Source organism: Flaviaesturariibacter aridisoli (genome assembly GCF_004343705.1).
Taxonomy (GTDB): Bacteria; Bacteroidota; Bacteroidia; order Chitinophagales; family Chitinophagaceae; genus Flavisolibacter; species Flavisolibacter aridisoli.
Genome location: NZ_SKFH01000018.1, coordinates 59234 through 75862, shown reverse-complemented (window position 1 = coordinate 75862; position 16629 = coordinate 59234). Strand labels below are relative to the sequence as shown.

Genomic DNA, 16629 nt, shown 5'->3' with positions numbered 1-16629 from the left:
GAATGGGATAATGGGGGGATGGGGTGATCGGCCGGGCACGGCATGCCGGAGGCATGCACCAACGCCATCCGGCGTCCCGTTTTCCCGGGATGGTATCCCGGGCGGGGAAGCGCGCATGCCTCCGGCATGCTACCGCGCCATCCGGCGTCCCGTTTTCCCGGGATGGTATCCCGGGCTGGGAAGCGCGCATGCCTCCGGCATGCATCAACGCCATCCGGCGTCCCGTTTCCCGGGATGATATCCCGGGCTGGGAAGCGCGCATGCCTCCGGCATGCTACCGCGCCATCCGGCGCCCCGTTTCCCGGGATGGTATCCCCGGGCTGGGAAGCGCGCATGCCTCCGGCATGCTACCGGTGGGCTCCTTCCCAAATGAAAATGCCGCTCCCCGGAGCGGCATTTTCATTTTCCCAGATGATAATTCATATTATCCCATTATCCCATCACCCCATTATCTTTTGGCCGTTTGCTGGGCGCCGGTAAACATTTTACCGGCCAGGTCGCGGTCGTGGCCGTAGATGTCGTCGCGGAAGTTGAGGCGGCCGGCGTCGTCTACCCAGGCAGTGTAGTAGGTGATCACCACGGGCACCGGGTTTTTGAGGCGTACGGTGCGCTCGGTGCCGGCGTTCATGGCCGACTCGATCGAGGCGGGGTCCCACTGCGGGTCGTTGCGCAGCAGGTACTGGGCCATCTTCTCGGGCTCGGAGAGACGAATGCAGCCGTGGCTGTAGGCGCGCTTGTCTTTGGAGAAGAGGCTTTTCGCATTGGTATCGTGGAAGTAGATGTTGAAGCTGTTGGGAAACAGGAACTTCACGCGGCCGAGCGAGTTGTCGGGGCCGGGGCGCTGGCGGATCTTGGGCAGGCCGCCTTCGGTGCCTACCTGCTCCATGTTCTGGGCGTCGAGGTAGCCGGGGTTGGCTGCCAGCTTGGGCAGGATCTCGTTGCGCACGATCGAGGGCGGCACATTCCAGTAGGGGCTGAACACCACCTGGTTCAGGTCGCCGTTGAACATCATCGTGCTGTGGCCTTCCTTGCCCACCACGATGTTCATGTCGAAGGCTTTCTGCTTGCCTTCATATACGTGGAGTACAAACTCGGGGATGTTAACCACGATCAGGTTGCCGCTCGGGGCTACGGGCATCCAGCGCATCCGCTCCATGTTCATCAGGATCTGCTCCAAGCGGGTGCGGGCCGGCACGTTGAGGTCTTTCAGCTGCCCCTCCGTGAGGGTGCCGGTGGGCGTATAGCCCATTCGCTGCTGGAAGTTGCGGATGCCCTGCGTGAGGGTGTCGTTGAACACGGCGCTGGTATCGCCTGCGGGTATATCGCCGGTGAGGGCGAGACGCTGCTTCAGTTGCAGCACGGTGGCCGACGAAGCGCCCGGCTTCAGGCCTTTCACCGGTCCGCTGATGGGGGCCCAGCCGCCTTTGCGCACGATGTCGAGGTAGCGGCCGGCTTCGCGCTTGAGCCCGGCATAGGCCTCGTTCACGTCTTCGTAATATTTATTGTCCTTGTGTTTCTTGGTAAGGAGGGAGTCGGCGAGGTACACGGCGTCTTCCTTCTTGCGCGGGATGAAGCGCTCCATTTCCTTGCGCTTTACCTGCCCGTCGGCGTAGTAGCCGAGCATGTATTTGAGGAAGGCCTGCGTCATCTGCAGCTCGGTCTGCAGCGTGCCCTTGTCGCCGGCGGCGAAACGGAGCGACTCTTCGCTGGTCAGTGCGTCCATGCGCTTTTGCAGCGCCTTGTCGCGCAGCGAGGAATCTTTTACGTGGTTGATGGTGTAGTCGAGGAGGTTCCAGAAGCCGCGGGCCTGCTCGGTGAGTCCGTTGGAGGCGAACCAGGCATACTGGTAGTTGCGCGCGTTGTAGAAGCTGGTGAGGCGGCGTGCGATCGAGTCGGGCACTTTGTTGGCGCTGATGTAGCCGGCGAGGGCGTTGCTGTCGAGAAAGAGGTCGTTGTAGGCATTGGCGCGGCTGATGCTGCCGTCGCGCTTGCTGATCTTTTTATCGGTGCGGGCGCTGGCTTCGGTGCCGGTGCTGTCGTCGCCGCCGGTGCTGCCGGTCTGGGCGTTGCAGGCCGCCAGCAGGGTGCTGCCGAAAGCGAGGTAGAGGAGGAGCTTTTTCATACGTAGTGCATTTTACAAAAGCTGTGCCGCTGACAACGTGAGCCGTCAGCCGTCAGCCGTGAATTGTTTCGCCTGGCTTTCCGAAGGTTGCCGGAATCGTATTTGTAGGACGTAAACACATGGCGAAAGCGGCAAAAGGATTTGACTATAACCTCGATTTTAACAACACCGATTTCCGGAAGCACCCGGAGTTGTACCGGATGGGGAAAGGCGAGCAGGGCGTGTTGCTCGTGCAGCCTTATAAAGGCGAGCTGCTGCCCCACTGGCGCTTCCGCACGCCCGAAGTGGCGCGGGCCTCGGCCGCGAAGCTCCTCGAGCTGTTTGCCGCCTACCGCGACGCCGGCGACTTCGTGGGGATGGATATGGCGCGCAAGTTTCTCCAGATGGGCTATACCCGCAGCCGGCGCTATGCCAATCATGCGTCGGGGCAGAAATACAAGGGCGCCGTGCCCGCCGGTAAAAAAGGCCAGAGCGGCGCCCATGGCCGCCCCGAGCTTCCCCGCGACCCCGACCCGGTGAAGGCCGAAAGCGCGGCCATCTTTTATAAGGCCTGGCAGGAGGCGGCCGCGGATCCGGTGTACCAGCAGGCAGTAACGGAACATAAGGAGGCCGTGAGGCGTGAGGCGTGAGGCGTGAGGCGTGAGGCGTGAGGCGTGAGGCGTGAGGCGTGAGGCGTGAGGCGTGAGGGATTTGGGTTACGTAAGGTACCGCTAAATCGTACTCAATAATCGTAATTGGCGTAGAGCCAGTGGTAGCGTCATCCGCGTCCATCCTAACCAATCATAAAAATCTGCGTTCTTTCGCTCGCTCACGGCTGACGCCTCACGCCTCACGTTGCCGAATGGCCTGATTTTCGAACGTACACCGCATGCTCAATCTCGGATACGCCTGCATCAACGTCCAGCTGGCCGAAGAAGGCATCACCACGAACCGGGGCATGATCCGCCGCACCTTCCAGCAGAAGGGGGTGGCCTATGCCTCGCAACTGGCCCTGCAGAACGTGCAGGCCCTCTACCGCATCCTGCAGTGGAACGTGGAGCAGGGCATCCGCGTGTTCCGGATCACCTCCGAGCTGTTTCCCTGGGCCTCCGAATACCCGCTCGAGGAGATGCCCGATTTCGGGGCGATCCGCGATGTGCTCCAGGCCTGCGGCCGGCTGCCCATCCGCATGAGCACCCATCCCGGCCCCTTTAATAAGATGGCCGGCAGCGGGCCGACGCTCGAAAACACCATCCGCGACCTGGAGATCCATGCGCGCCTCTTCGACCTGATGGGGCTGCCACCGACGCACTGGAACAAGATCAATATCCACGTGGGCGGCGCCTATGGCGACAAAGCCGACACCCTGAAGCGCTTCGCCGACAACTTCGGCCGCCTGTCGCTGCCCCTGCGGCAACGGCTGACGGTGGAGAACGACGACAAGCCCGGCCTGTATACCGTGGCCGACCTGCTGGGGCTCCACGAAAGCACCGGCATCCCCATCGTGTTCGACTACTTTCACCACCGCCTGCACAACGGCGGGATGAGCGAGGCGGAGGCCTTCTCGCTCGCCTACGACACCTGGGACCTGCGGCCCGTGTTTCACTATTCGAGCTCCCGCCGCGACCACGAGGAGCCGACCGCCAAGGCCGAAGCCCACGCCGATTACGTGTACGAGCCGATCAACACCTACGGGAAGGACGTGGACATCGTGCTGGAAGCGAAAATGAAGGAAAAGGCCCTGGAGCGCTACTTAACCCAATTTGGACCAGCCCATCCCTTAACCCCTTCCCGGGGGGAAGGGGAATAGAAAGGGCTCTTTATAAATAAGTTGCCGCTTTGGAAGTGCTGCGATCAGAAAAAATATGCCCGATCTAAGTGCCCCCTTTGGGGGACAGGGGGCTTTTCCCTACTTTTGCAGCCTGAAAACGGGGTGTGCTGCTTGCTGTACGCTCCATCACCCAATAAAACAGCCTCTTTTAAACGCTTTTTATGGCAAAAGTCGGTAAGGTAAAACAGATCATCGGCGCCGTCGTGGACGTTCAGTTCGAAGGCAGCCTTCCTGAGATTTACAACGCATTAGAGATACAGAAAGAAAACGGCGACAAGCTGGTGCTCGAAGTGCAGACGCACCTCGGTGAGGACAGCGTGCGCACCATCGCCATGGACGGTACCGAGGGTCTGACCCGCGGTCTCACCGTGGTAGACACCGGCGCTCCGATCATGATGCCGGCTTCCGAGTCCATCAAAGGCCGCCTGTTCAACGTAACAGGAGACCCCATCGACGGCCTGCCCCCCGTTTCGAAAGTGAACGGCCGCGCCATCCACGCCAAGCCCCCGGCCTTCGAAAACCTGTCGACCGCTACCGAAGTACTCTACACGGGTATCAAGGTGATCGACCTCATCGAGCCCTATGCGAAGGGTGGTAAGATCGGTCTGTTCGGCGGAGCCGGTGTGGGTAAGACGGTTCTGATCCAGGAGCTGATCAACAACATCGCCAAAGCCTACTCCGGTCTGTCGGTATTCGCCGGCGTGGGTGAGCGTACCCGTGAAGGGAACGACCTCATGCGCGAAATGATCGAAGCCGGTATTATGAAATACGGTGACGCCTTCAAGCATTCGATGGAAGAAGGCGGCTGGGATCTCAGCAAGGTGAACTCCGAAGAGCTGGCCGACTCCAAAGCCACCTTCGTGTTCGGCCAGATGAACGAACCCCCGGGTGCCCGTGCCCGCGTAGCCCTGTCGGGTCTTACGATCGCCGAATACTTCCGCGACGGCGACGGCTCCGGTAAAGGCCGCGACATCCTGTTCTTTGTGGACAACATCTTCCGCTTTACCCAGGCCGGTTCCGAAGTGTCCGCCCTTCTCGGCCGTATGCCTTCGGCCGTAGGTTACCAGCCCACGCTGGCCACGGAGATGGGTCTGATGCAGGAGCGCATTACTTCTACCAAGAACGGTTCGATCACCTCGGTACAGGCTGTTTACGTACCTGCGGATGACCTTACCGACCCGGCTCCCGCAACCACCTTCGCCCACCTCGACGCTACCACGGTACTGTCGCGTAAGATTGCTGACCTTGGTATCTACCCCGCGGTGGATCCCCTGGACTCGACCTCGCGTATCCTGATGCCGTCGGTTGTAGGCAACCTCCACTACGACACTGCCAACCGCGTAAAGCTGATCCTCCAGCGCTACAAGGAGCTGCAGGATATCATCGCCATCCTCGGCCTGGACGAACTGTCCGATGAAGACAAGCTGACCGTAAGCCGTGCCCGTAAGGTGCAGCGCTTCCTGTCGCAGCCCTTCCACGTGGCCGAAGCGTTCACCGGTCTGAAAGGCGTGCTTGTTCCCATCGAGGAAACGATCCGCGGCTTCAACATGATCATGGACGGTGAGGTAGACGACTACCCGGAAGCGGCCTTCAACCTCGTAGGCTCCATCGACGACGCCATCGAGAAAGGCAAGAAGCTCCTGGCGCAAGCGCAGGGATAAGAACAGTTTATAGTTTGGAGTTTGTGGTTTGGAGTTGCCTGACGGCGGCGAAAAAAACGACAAACAACAAACGACAAACCACAAACCGATTTTTATGACATTAGAGATACTGACCCCCGAGCGTAAGCTTTTCTCCGGTGAGGTGTACGGCGTGCAGATGCCGGGCATCAGCGGTTCCTTTGAAGTGCTCGACAAGCACGCCCCGCTCGTAAGCGCCCTCAAGGCCGGCCGCGTGAAGGTGCTGCGCGACAAGCAGAACCATACAGCCACCTTCGATATCCAGGGCGGCTTTGTAGAGGTGCTCAACAACAAGGTGACCGTCCTCGTAGAGGGTGCCACGAGCAACGAAGCGTAAATCGTCAGCCGTGAGCCGTGCGCTCGCGATGCGCAATATTGAAAGAGGCAGCCAATGGCTGCCTCTTTCATTTAGGCAAAAAGTTGGTAAGTCCGGTTACCAATTAACTAATTCAGCTGCGGATCGATGGGGAAATTCACCATCATCTCGTAGTCGCCGCCGAGGTGCTTGAGCGCATCCTTCCAGATCTCTTCGGCCTGCTCGTGAAATACGAGGCGGCGCGTGGCGTCGACGGTGAGCCAGGTCTTCTCTTCGAGCTCGCCCTGCAGTTGCCCATTGCTCCAGCCCGAATAGCCGATGAAAAAGCGGATCATCGTCGGGTCGGCGGCTCCGCTGTTAATGAGCGCCACCACGGAGTCGAAGTCGCCGCCCCAGTATACGCCCTTGAATACTTCCACACCGCCGGGAATACGCTCAGGATAGCGGTGCAGGAAGTGAACGGTGTTCATCTGTACCGGGCCGCCGTAATACACCGGCAGCTTGTGCCCCTCGATCTCGGGCAGCAGCTCGTCGAGCGTGTTCTCATACTGCCGGTTGATGACGAAGCCGATCGATCCATCGTCGCGGTGCTCCGTCAGCAGCACTACCGTGCGCATGAAGTTGGGGTCTTTGAGAAAAGGATCCGCGATGAGTAAGACGCCGGTTGCAGGGGATACCATAAAAATAAATGTACGGGTTAGACCACAAAGTTTGTTAAAGGGTAGGGGCCAACAAATTGATGCCACGTTTAGGGAGCACTCCGCCCTATTTTTGTGAACCGCTGCTAAATCTTACTTTCCCGCCGTGAAAAAAGCTTTCCCCATCATATTGGTATTGATCACGCTCTCTTTGCTGAGCCTGTTTTATATACTGTATGCATGGCTCGACAACGTGCAGAAAGTACAGGAAGAGCAGGTGCGCCACCAGGTGCGCGATGCCATCGACCGCGTGGCCGATGAGCTGGGTGCCTACAAGGGGGCGTCGGCAGCTTCAGGGATCGGGCGAAGCCGGCCCTTCCCCGGCCTCGACAATATGCTCGACCTGCCGCATAACTATTCCATCTCGCAACGGTTTACCGCACAGGAGATCTACGAAAAGATCCGCCAACAGTTCGACGTGCAGAAGCTCAACAAAGTGCCCTTCGAGTTCGGAATCGTTACCAATATGAACGGCTACTATCTCGGCCGCCGTTCGAACCAGTTTGAAGCCTGGAACGCCGACTCGGCCAACCATTTTCAATACGTGCGCCCTATCACCCCTCCCGGCGGCTCGGCGGTGGAGAACCTCGCCCCCGACGAAATGCTGATCGTGGTGATCCCGCGGGTGGAGAATATTGTAGATATACAGTTGCGCTGGAAATTCGCCCTGGCCATCCTGTTTGTCGTGATCGTATTCGCTGCTTTCGGCTTTACGCTCTACACGATGCTGCGCCAGAAGAAGCTCGCGCAGATCAAGAACGACTTCATCAACAACATGACACACGAGTTCAAGACGCCCATCGCGACCATCTCCCTGGCCGTGGACGCCTTGCGCAATGAAAAAGTGCAGGCCGATGTGAAGAAGCTTTCCTATTTCAGCGAGATCATCAAGGAAGAGAACCAGCGCATGAACCGCCAGGTGGAAACGATCCTCAAGGCCGCCCTGCTGGAGCGGCAGGAGATCCAGCTGAACCGCAAAGAACTCGATGCCCACCAGATCATCCAGGACGTGGCCGATAACTTCATGCTGCGCCTGCAGGAAAAAGGCGGCTCCCTGGGCCTCAGCCTCGACGCCGACAACCCCGTCATCTACGCCGACGAAGTGCACTTCTCCAACCTGGTAAACAACCTCATGGACAATGCGGTGAAATACTCCAAGGAAAACGTGCCGCCACGCATCCAGCTGACCACCAGCGCCGACGAGCGCCGCTTCTTTATCCGTATCGAAGACAATGGTATCGGAATGAACCGCGAGACGCTGAAGCGCATCTTCGAAAAGTTCTACCGTGCCCATACCGGCAACATCCACAATGTAAAGGGCTTCGGTCTCGGCCTTTCCTACGTGAAGAGCGTGGTGGAAGCCCACCAGGGGCATATCAAAGCCGAAAGTACACTGGGCAAAGGCTCTGCGTTTACCATGGATTTTCCGCTGTTCAAGGAAGACAAGGATGCGTGAGCCTTGAGCCGCAAAGCGCAGCAACAAAAGAATGTCCCGCACTACGTACGGGACATTCTCTTTATCAGGCTGCGGTGCTCACGACTCACGATTTTCGCCACAGCAGGCTGCTGTCGCCATAGCTCAGGAAGCGGTAGCCTTGCTCCAGCGCGTGCGTATACACCCTGCGCCAGTCTTCCCCGATAAAAGCCGCTACGAGGCAGACCAGCGTCGACTTCGGCTGGTGAAAGTTGGTAAGCAGCGCTTCGGCCGACTGGAAGCGGTAGCCGGGGCGGATGAGGAGGGAGGTGCGTCCGTGCAATTCGTTCCAGCCGTTCTTCTCCAGTTCCCGTAGAAGTACGGTCAGGCTGTCGCGGTAGGAGAATGGAGTTTCCAACTCATAAGCTTCCCACTGCCCGAGCTCCGTTTGCAGCATGCCGGCAGCCGCGGTTTTCACGCCGAGCCAATAAAGGCTTTCCAGGGTGCGCAGGCTGGTGGTGCCCACGGCTACGAGGCGCGTTGCATCGACCAGTTCCCGGAGCGATGACGCCATTACCGAGAAATATTCGCCGTGCATCGGGTGGCCGCCGATGGTATCGCTTTTCACCGGCTTGAAGGTGCCGGCGCCCACGTTGAGCGTAACCGGGGTGCGGCGAATGCTTTTGGCTTCAAGGGCTTCCAGCACACGGGGCGTAAAGTGGAGTGCCGCGGTGGGTGCGGCCACGGAGCCCTGCTGCCGCGCGAAAATGGTCTGGTAGCGTTCTGCGTCGGCGCCCTCGGCGGCGCGGCGGATATAGGGAGGGAGCGGGATGGCGCCGGCGGCATGGAGCACCTCGGCAAAGGGGAGGGGGGGCGCCCACCGGAGGTCCACGATAAATTCGTCGGGCTCCTTCGATACGAAGCGGGCCTCGAGCACACAGTCGGCGCCCTGAACGGTCAGCGTCTTTGTGAGCACCTGGCCGGCTTTCCATTTAGAGGCGCCCCCGATGAGGCAGCGCCATTGCACGGGCCCTTCGCTCTGGAGGGCCGCCGTCATTTCGGCCGGTTGCTGCGGCTCGAGCAGGAACAGCTCGATGATGCCGCCGCTGGCTTTCTGGAAAAAGATCCGCGCTTCGATCACGCGGGTGTCGTTGACGACAAGGGTGGCGCCGCCGGGAAGTTCTTCGGCGAGGTTATGGAAGTGGCGGTCGGAGATTTTACCACTTTCCCACACCAGGAGGCGGGAAGCGTCCCGTTCCGCAAGCGGAAAGGCCGCAATCCGGTCGTCGGGGAGGGGGTAATCAAAGGCGCTGATCGGGAAGTCGGTCATGGGTATGTTTACAACTGGCGGGTTATCCACATTTTTAAACCGGTTATACACAGGCTATTCACCTAACCTGGTGGCCTATGCGCGGTAAAATGGCGTGGAACGGAGTGAAATCAATGCTTCCGGTGCTAACGGGATGCGTGGATAAAATAACGCCCCGCCACATGCTGTGCAAAAGTGGTAAAAAGTGTTATTTTGTGTCAACTTATCCCAATAAATGGCAACTATCAGCTTTCTCGGTGAACATGAAGCGACCCTCGATGCGAAGGGCCGGTTCCTGTTGCCTGCTGGTTTTAAGCGTCAGCTGCCGGAAGGCGAAGCTACGCGATTTGTCATAAACAGGGGGTTCGAGAAGTGCCTGACACTGTACCCCGTACAGAGCTGGCAGCCGCTCTACGACCAGATCGCGACGCTCAATGACTTCGATCCGGCCGTACGCGCCTTCCGCCGCACCTTCCTCAACGGAGCCATCGAGGTGGAGCCCGATACCGCCGGACGCATCCTGGTGCCGAAGAACCTGGCCGAATACGCTGGTCTCGGCAAAGACATCGTGCTCGCCGCGGCTGTGAACAAGATCGAGGTTTGGGATAAGACCGAATACCAGAAGTTCTTTGATACCTATTCAGCCAATGAATTCAGCGTTCTGGCCGCCCAGGTGATGGCACCGAAGACGGGAGGGATCAATGGGTAAGAAGCGTGAAGCGTCAGGCGTGAACCGTGAGCCCAAAGCCGCGGACCAGCAGCACGCTGCTGACGCTTCACGCCTTAGGGCTGACGATGGGTCCGTGCCCAACGCCGACTACCACATCCCGGTACTCCTGCACGAAGTGCTCGAAGCACTTGCGATCAGGCCCGACGGCGTGTACGTGGACTGCACCTTCGGGGGCGGCGGCCACAGCAGCCACGTCCTGAAGGCCCTCGGCGCCAACGGCCGCCTGCTGGTGTTCGACCAGGATGCCGACGCCGTCCGCAACGTGCCCGACGATGCCCGCGTGACCTTCGTGCCCCACAACTTCCGCCACCTGAAGCGCTTTCTGCAGCTGCATGGCCTGGCGCAAGTGGATGGCTTGCTCGCCGACCTCGGCGTCAGCTCCCACCAGTTCGACGAAGGCAGCCGCGGCTTCTCCACCCGCTTCGAAGGCGCGCTCGACATGCGCATGGACCAACGCGGGGAAAAGACCGCCGCCAGTGTGCTGCAGACCTACAGCGAAAGCGCGCTGCACAAGCTGCTGGAGCAATATGGAGAGGTGACCAACGCCAAAACGCTGGCCCGCACGATCGTGGAAATACGGAAGACGACGGCGCTCGACACGACCCTTGCTTTCCGCAACGCGGTGAGCACGGTCGTAAAGGGCAACCCGAACAAGTATTTCGCCCAGGTGTTCCAGGCACTTCGCATCGAGGTCAACGACGAGATGGGCGCGCTGAAGGAACTGCTGGAGCAGATACCCGATGTGCTGAAGCCGGGTGGCCGCGCAGCCGTCATCACCTTCCATTCGCTGGAAGACCGGCTGGTAAAGGTGTTTTTCCGCAACGGGACCTTCGAAGCCGAGGAAGAGCATCCCTTCGAGTCGACGGTGCGGCACAACCCGCTGAAGCTGGTAAACAAGAAGCCGATCGAAGCGAGCGCCGAAGAGCAGAAGCGGAACCCGAGATCGCGCAGCGCGAAGCTGAGAGTAGCGGAGAAGAAATAATGGGGCAACGGGATGATGCGTAGCGAATAAAGTGGGTAAAGTAAAAAAGTACCAATCCACTAATAGACCAATAGACCAATTAACAAACACTTGGAACAGGTAAGCAACAAGAGGGAGATCGAGCTGCGCTTTCGCTGGAAGCGCCTGCTGAACTACGGGAACGTGGTAAAGCAGATGCCTTTTTTCCTGTTCCTCGCCGGCCTGGCCGTGGTGTATATCTACAATGGCCATATGGCCGACAAGCTGAACCGCGACATTGCGCGGACGCAGCGCGAACTGAAGGAGCTGGAGTACGAGTACAAGACCGTCAAGGGACAGGTGCTTTTCCAGAGCAAGCAAAGCGAGCTGGTGAAAGCCGTCGCTCCGTTAGGATTGAAAGAAATGAGCGCTCCGCCGATGGTACTGAGCGACTCAGCCAGATAACGAACAAACAAAGGAAACCAGTTGGAAATTAAAAAGGACATATTATGGCGGGTTTACCTGAGCTACATCGGCATCGTGCTGCTGGGGCTCGTGGTGCTTGGCCGTGCCTTTTACATTCAGCGTTTCGAGGGTGCCCACTGGCGCGCGCTTTCGGATTCCCTGCACCAGAAATACGTGGCGCTCGACGCCGAGCGCGGCACCATTTACAGCGAGGACGGCCAGATGCTTTCCACCTCGATCCCCTACTTCGACGTGTACATCGACTTCGGCGCCGAAGGCCTCCGCGAAAAGAACGGCAAGCGCTTCCGCGCCAACCTCGACTCCTTTGCCATGGCGCTTTCGAACTTTTTCCGCGACAGCACCGGCGCGCCCGAAAAAACCGTCAGCGAATACAAGAAGGAGCTGAAAGCCGCTTACAACCAGGGCAACCGCTACTTCTCCCTGCACAAGAACCTTTCCTTCGACCAGTATAAGACTTTCCGCACACTGCCGCTGGTGCGCCTCGGTCGCAACAAGAGCGGCGTGATCGTGGAAACGAACACGCGCCGCCTTAATCCTTTCGGGCTGCTCGCCCGCCGCACCATTGGCCTGTCGCGCGCCAACGCCCAGAATGTAGGCCTCGAGCGCACCTACGACTCGCTGCTCGGCGGGGAGTCGGGCAAGCGCCTCGTACGCTTTATCTCCGGCGGCGCTTACGTGCCGGTGGAAGGCTACGAGATCGACCCCGAGAACGGCAAGGATATCATCACCACCCTCGATGTCAACATCCAGGACGTAGCCGAGAATGCCCTGCTCAAGATCCTTTCCGAAAATGGTTCCCAGTACGGCACCTGCATCGTGATGGAGACGAAGACCGGTAAGATCAAAGCCATCGCCAACCTGGGCCGCCGCAAAGACGGGAGCTACGACGAAGACCTCAACTACGCCCTGCATACCACCGAGCCCGGCTCCACCATCAAGCTCGCCACCCTGCTTTCCGTGCTCGAATCGGGCAGCAGCCGCGTGAACGACCTCGTGGAAGTGGGCAGCGCCGGTTCCGAATACGTGGGCGTGCGCGTCATCAACGACGCCGAGCGCGCTCCGAAGCCGATGCTCACCGTTCGTGAAGCCTTTGCGCATTCGTCGAACGTGGGCATGGCCAAGCTGGCCTACAAAGCCTTCGCCGAGGACCCCGGCAAATTCAAGAGCTACCTGCACCGCTTCCGCCTTGACCGCAAGCCGGGTATCGGCCTCGTGGGTGAAGAAGCACCGCTGCTCCCCAAGTGGCGCCGCAACAAAGAAGGCCTTCACGCCATGCTCACCATGTCGTTCGGTTACGCCATCGAAGTAAGCCCGGTGCAAACGCTGATGCTGTACAACGCCATCGCCAACAACGGTAAAATGATGCGGCCTTACCTCGTGAGCAGCATCCGCCAGAGCGGTGCCGTGGTAAAAGACGTGGAGCCCGAAGTGCTCGACCCGCAGATCGTAAAGGCTTCGGTGGTGCGCGATGCCCGCTCCTGCATGGAGGCCGTGGCCATCGAAGGAACCGCCAAGGAAATTTTCAAGGATATGCCGTTCCCTGTGGCCGGCAAAACCGGAACCGCGCACGTGGCGGGCGGCTCGCTCAGTTATTCGGATGGCGTGTACCAGGCTTCTTTCGTCGGGTACTTCCCCGCCGACGTGCCCGAGTATACCTGCATCGTGGTGGTGAAAACGCAACCCCATGCCGTGAAGCACTTCGGTGGCGCCCTGGCGGCCCCGGTGTTCAAGGAAGTGGCGCTGAAGCTATTTGCCACGAAGCTGCAGCAGAAGCGCGGTACCACAGTGCCGGTAACTGCCGACAGCCTGCGCTACAACTACGCCGGCTATGCCCCCGGCGTGAAGCAGGTGTTCCGCTCGGTAGGTGTCCGGGCCGTGCGCGACTCGGCCAGGGTAGGCGACTGGGCGCGCTTCGACGCCTCCTGGAATGGCGCCGTGGCCAAGCCCATCACCGTGGTGAAAAAGCGCATCCCCGACGTGCGCAACATGACCTTACGCGACGCGCTCTATGTGCTCGAGAATATGAATGTGAAAGTAGTGGCCAAAGGCCGTGGCAAGGTGCTCCTACAGGACATCGCGCCGGGCACCGAGGTCGCCAAAAATCAAACGGTAACCCTGCTGCTCAACTAATGAAGGTACTCGCCGACATATTATATACAGTGCGCCTCCGGGCAGTGAACGGCGACAGCAATGCGCCGGTATCCTCGGTGCAGATCGACTCGCGCAAAGTGGAAGCGGGCGCGCTGTTCGTAGCCGTGAAAGGCACCGCCTCCGACGGGCATGCCTTCATCCCGAAAGCGGTCGGGCTCGGCGCTACGGCGATCGTGTGCGAAACGCTTCCGTCGGAACTGAAAGAGGGTGTGACTTACGTGCAGGTGGAAGACAGCGCCGAAGCGGCCGGCATCATCGCGCACAACTTTTACGGGCAGCCTTCGGGCCGCATGAAGCTCGTAGGGGTTACCGGCACCAACGGCAAGACCACTATCGCCACGCTGCTCTACAAGCTCTTTAACGGTCTTGGTTACACCTGCGGCCTCGTGAGCACGGTGGAAAACGTGATCGACGGAGAGGTCATCCCCTCCACGCACACTACGCCCGACGCGGTGAGCCTCAACGCCCTGCTGGGGCTGATGGCCGACCGTGGCTGTACACACGTGTTCATGGAGGTAAGCTCGCACGCGGTGCACCAGCGCCGCATCGCCGGCCTGCACTTCGCCGGCGCACTGTTCAGCAACATCACCCACGACCACCTCGACTACCACAAGACCTTCGACGAATACATCAAGGCGAAGAAAGCCTTCTTTGACGGGCTTTCCGCCGACGCCTTCGCCATCACCAACGCCGACGACAAGCGCGGCGCTGTGATGCTGCAGAACACGGCGGCCAACAAACTTTCCTACAGCCTGCGCACCGTGGCCGACTTCAAGGGCAAGATCCTCGAAAACGCGCTCACGGGCCTGGTGATGACGGTGAACGAGCAGGAAGTGCACTTCCGCCTCATCGGCGAATTCAATGCTTACAACCTGCTGGCCGTTTACGGCGCGGCGGTGTCGCTGGGCGAAGACAAGCAGGAAGTGCTGCAGGTGCTTAGCAACCTCACGGGCGCTGAGGGCCGCTTCGACTACCTCGTGTCGGCAAAAGGGCGCGTGCTCGGCATTGTGGATTATGCCCACACGCCCGATGCGCTGGTAAACGTGCTCAGCACCATCAAGAAGCTGCGCAAGGGACACGAGCAGATCATCACCGTGGTAGGCTGCGGCGGCGACCGCGACAAAACGAAGCGCCCCATCATGGGCGAAGTGGCCTGCACCCACAGCGACAAGGTGATCTTCACTTCCGACAACCCGCGGAGCGAAGACCCGCTGCAGATCCTGGCCGATATGGAAGAAGGCCTGAGCAGCGCCGCCCGCCGCAAGTTTGTATCGATACCCGACCGCAAGCAGGCTATCAAGACCGCCGTCAGCATGGCTGGCCCGGAAGACATCCTGCTGATTGCCGGGAAGGGACATGAGAAATACCAGGATGTCAAAGGCGTAAAGCAGCACTTCGACGACAAGGAAGTGCTGCAGGAAATGTTTGAACTATTGGATAAATAAATAATGAGTAACCAGTAATGAGTGGGAGCACTCTTTACTTGCTCACAGACCGGATCAACAACGAAAACAAAACAGGGCGGCGGGTAACTACTCATTACTCATCACTCATTACTCATCGAAGATGCTCTATCACCTCATACAATGGCTCGAGTCGAACGTGACCCACATCCCGGGCAGCGGTGCCTTTATGGGTATCGCCACGCGCGTGCTTTTGGCCGTGCTGTTGTCGTTGGTGATCACTACGGTGTTCGGCAAGCGGCTGATCCGCTTCCTGCAAAAGAAGCAGATCGGTGAAAGCGTGCGCGAGCTTGGCCTTGCGGGCGAGACCCAGAAGAAGGGCACCCCCACGATGGGCGGCATCATCATCATCCTGGCGATCCTTATCCCCACGCTGCTGCTGGCCAACCTGACGAAGGTGTACGTGCGCCTGATGATCTTCAGCACCCTATGGCTGGGTGTGATCGGCTTTATCGACGACTACCTGAAGCTGCGCGCCAAGCGCCAGGCGCAGGCCCTGGGCAGTGCCTATAAGAAAAGCGACAAGGACGGCCTCGCCGGCTGGTTCAAGATCTTCGGGCAGGTAGCCCTCGGTATCACGGTCGGCGCCACGCTCTGGTTCAACGGAAGCGTGAAGACCTGGCGCGAATACCAGGGTGCCAACCCGCCCGCCGGCGCGCACGTAACGCAGATCAATGGCAAGACCCGCGTGTATGTGGATGCGAAGGAAGTGGTGACCACCATTCCCTTTGTGAAGAACCACGAATTCAACTACGGGCGCCTGCTGCCGCAAAGCATGCGTGGCTATGCCTGGGTACTGTATATCCTCATCGTGATCCTGATCATCACGGCCGTGTCGAACGGCGCCAACCTCACCGACGGCCTCGATGGCCTCGCCACGGGTACTTCGGCGCTCGTGTCGGTGGCGCTGGGCATCTTCGCCTATGCGTCGGGGTCACTGCTGTTTGCCGACTACCTCAACATCATGTTCATTCCCAACCTGGGCGAGCTGTCGATCTTCATCGGTGCCATGATCGGGGCCTGTGTGGGCTTCCTGTGGTACAACTCTTACCCGGCGCAGGTATTCATGGGCGATACCGGCTCGCTCACCCTCGGCGGCCTCATCGCCGCACTGGCCATCATCGTGCACAAAGAGCTGCTGATCCCGATCTTCTGCGGCGTGTTCCTGGTGGAAAACCTGAGCGTGGTGCTGCAGGTGGCTTATTTCAAATACACGAAGAAAAAATACGGTGAGGGACGGCGGATCTTCCTGATGAGCCCGCTGCACCATCACTATCAAAAGAAAGGCTACCACGAAGCCAAGATCGTAACCCGCTTCTGGATCGTCACCCTTCTGCTGGTGGTGCTCTCGGTGGTCACGCTCAAGCTTCGTTAACGATAAAAACCCTGATGAAGAACCACCCTTCAAACGGAACGGACCGGATGTTAAACACCAAACCTTGATTTCAGATCTCGGATCTCGGATGTCGGATTTTAGGAAAGAATGGCGACGAAGAGCGAAGAGCAAACAT

General features: G+C 59.3%; 14 protein-coding genes. 11 read left to right on the top strand and 3 right to left on the bottom strand.

Annotation, left to right across the window (positions count from 1 at the left end):
- Positions 1–448: 448 nt before the first annotated feature.
- On the bottom strand, positions 449–2122 hold the full coding sequence (locus E0486_RS11895; protein WP_131852404.1) for a L,D-transpeptidase family protein: 1674 nt from the start codon (positions 2120–2122) through the stop codon (positions 449–451).
- Positions 2123–2241: 119 nt separating this feature from the next.
- On the opposite strand from E0486_RS11895, the gene E0486_RS11890 reads away from it, so the two are divergent.
- The 4 genes from E0486_RS11890 (at position 2242) to atpC (ending at position 5948) form a co-directional block, all read left to right on the top strand.
- The gene (locus tag E0486_RS11890; RefSeq protein WP_131852403.1) at positions 2242–2751 is read left to right on the top strand and encodes a DUF4385 domain-containing protein; all 510 of its coding nucleotides are present in this window, start codon (positions 2242–2244) and stop codon (positions 2749–2751) included.
- A gap of 239 nt (positions 2752–2990) precedes the next feature.
- Positions 2991–3911: a UV DNA damage repair endonuclease UvsE gene (uvsE, locus tag E0486_RS11885; RefSeq protein WP_131852402.1), complete on the top strand. Its 921-nt coding sequence runs from the start codon at positions 2991–2993 to the stop codon at positions 3909–3911.
- A 182-nt stretch (positions 3912–4093) separates the two neighbouring features.
- The gene (gene atpD / locus E0486_RS11880; protein WP_131852401.1) at positions 4094–5593 is read left to right on the top strand and encodes a F0F1 ATP synthase subunit beta; all 1500 of its coding nucleotides are present in this window, start codon (positions 4094–4096) and stop codon (positions 5591–5593) included.
- A 94-nt stretch (positions 5594–5687) separates the two neighbouring features.
- Positions 5688–5948 carry an ATP synthase F1 subunit epsilon gene (gene atpC, locus E0486_RS11875; RefSeq protein WP_131852400.1) on the top strand — a complete coding sequence of 87 codons (261 nt, stop codon included), beginning with the start codon at positions 5688–5690 and terminating at the stop codon, positions 5946–5948.
- A gap of 107 nt (positions 5949–6055) precedes the next feature.
- Here atpC and E0486_RS11870 read toward each other — a convergent pair whose 3' ends face one another.
- Positions 6056–6607 carry a YqgE/AlgH family protein gene (locus E0486_RS11870; RefSeq protein ID WP_131852399.1) on the bottom strand — a complete coding sequence of 184 codons (552 nt, stop codon included), beginning with the start codon at positions 6605–6607 and terminating at the stop codon, positions 6056–6058.
- Positions 6608–6731: 124 nt separating this feature from the next.
- Here E0486_RS11870 and E0486_RS11865 point away from each other — a divergent pair, with 124 nt between their 5' ends.
- On the top strand, positions 6732–8081 hold the full coding sequence (locus tag E0486_RS11865; protein WP_131852398.1) for a sensor histidine kinase: 1350 nt from the start codon (positions 6732–6734) through the stop codon (positions 8079–8081).
- Positions 8082–8166: 85 nt separating this feature from the next.
- On the opposite strand, the gene E0486_RS11860 is transcribed toward E0486_RS11865, so the two are convergent.
- Complete coding sequence (locus tag E0486_RS11860) at positions 8167–9369, bottom strand: S-adenosylmethionine:tRNA ribosyltransferase-isomerase (RefSeq protein ID WP_131852397.1); 1203 nt, start codon at positions 9367–9369, stop codon at positions 8167–8169.
- Between the two features lie 214 nt (positions 9370–9583).
- On the opposite strand from E0486_RS11860, the gene mraZ reads away from it, so the two are divergent.
- From mraZ to mraY, 6 genes are all read left to right on the top strand, one after another.
- Positions 9584–10057, top strand: a complete 474-nt coding sequence (mraZ, locus tag E0486_RS11855) for a division/cell wall cluster transcriptional repressor MraZ (RefSeq protein WP_131852396.1) — start codon at positions 9584–9586, stop codon at positions 10055–10057.
- Entirely contained in the window at positions 10050–11060 is a 1011-nt protein-coding gene (rsmH, locus tag E0486_RS11850) for a 16S rRNA (cytosine(1402)-N(4))-methyltransferase RsmH (protein ID WP_131852395.1), read from the top strand. The genes mraZ and rsmH overlap by 8 nt, the downstream gene beginning before the upstream one ends.
- A 90-nt stretch (positions 11061–11150) precedes the next feature.
- Positions 11151–11483: an FtsL-like putative cell division protein gene (locus tag E0486_RS11845; protein WP_131852394.1), complete on the top strand. Its 333-nt coding sequence runs from the start codon at positions 11151–11153 to the stop codon at positions 11481–11483.
- Between the two features lie 21 nt (positions 11484–11504).
- Positions 11505–13634, top strand: coding sequence for a penicillin-binding protein (locus tag E0486_RS11840; protein ID WP_131852393.1), 2130 nt, complete (start codon positions 11505–11507; stop codon positions 13632–13634).
- Complete coding sequence (locus E0486_RS11835; RefSeq protein WP_131852392.1) at positions 13634–15100, top strand: UDP-N-acetylmuramoyl-L-alanyl-D-glutamate--2,6-diaminopimelate ligase; 1467 nt, start codon at positions 13634–13636, stop codon at positions 15098–15100. Before E0486_RS11840 ends, E0486_RS11835 begins: the two co-directional genes overlap by 1 nt.
- 121 nt (positions 15101–15221) lie before the next feature.
- A complete protein-coding gene (gene mraY / locus E0486_RS11830) occupies positions 15222–16493 on the top strand; it encodes a phospho-N-acetylmuramoyl-pentapeptide-transferase (RefSeq protein ID WP_131852391.1) in 1272 nt (423 codons plus the stop codon).
- The last annotated feature ends 136 nt before the right edge of the window (positions 16494–16629 follow it).

Excerpts from the sequence above, each read along its gene's own strand:
- E0486_RS11895 (WP_131852404.1), bottom strand. The coding sequence starts at position 2,122 with ATGAAAAAGCTCCTCCTCTACCTCGCTTTCGGCAGCACCCTGCTGGCG.
- E0486_RS11890 (WP_131852403.1), top strand. The coding sequence starts at position 2,242 with ATGGCGAAAGCGGCAAAAGGATTTGACTATAACCTCGATTTTAACAAC.
- uvsE (WP_131852402.1), top strand. The coding sequence starts at position 2,991 with ATGCTCAATCTCGGATACGCCTGCATCAACGTCCAGCTGGCCGAAGAA.
- atpD (WP_131852401.1), top strand. The coding sequence starts at position 4,094 with ATGGCAAAAGTCGGTAAGGTAAAACAGATCATCGGCGCCGTCGTGGAC.
- atpC (WP_131852400.1), top strand. The coding sequence starts at position 5,688 with ATGACATTAGAGATACTGACCCCCGAGCGTAAGCTTTTCTCCGGTGAG.
- E0486_RS11870 (WP_131852399.1), bottom strand. The coding sequence starts at position 6,607 with ATGGTATCCCCTGCAACCGGCGTCTTACTCATCGCGGATCCTTTTCTC.
- E0486_RS11860 (WP_131852397.1), bottom strand. The coding sequence starts at position 9,369 with ATGACCGACTTCCCGATCAGCGCCTTTGATTACCCCCTCCCCGACGAC.
- mraZ (WP_131852396.1), top strand. The coding sequence starts at position 9,584 with ATGGCAACTATCAGCTTTCTCGGTGAACATGAAGCGACCCTCGATGCG.
- rsmH (WP_131852395.1), top strand. The coding sequence starts at position 10,050 with ATGGGTAAGAAGCGTGAAGCGTCAGGCGTGAACCGTGAGCCCAAAGCC.
- E0486_RS11835 (WP_131852392.1), top strand. The coding sequence starts at position 13,634 with ATGAAGGTACTCGCCGACATATTATATACAGTGCGCCTCCGGGCAGTG.
- mraY (WP_131852391.1), top strand. The coding sequence starts at position 15,222 with ATGCTCTATCACCTCATACAATGGCTCGAGTCGAACGTGACCCACATC.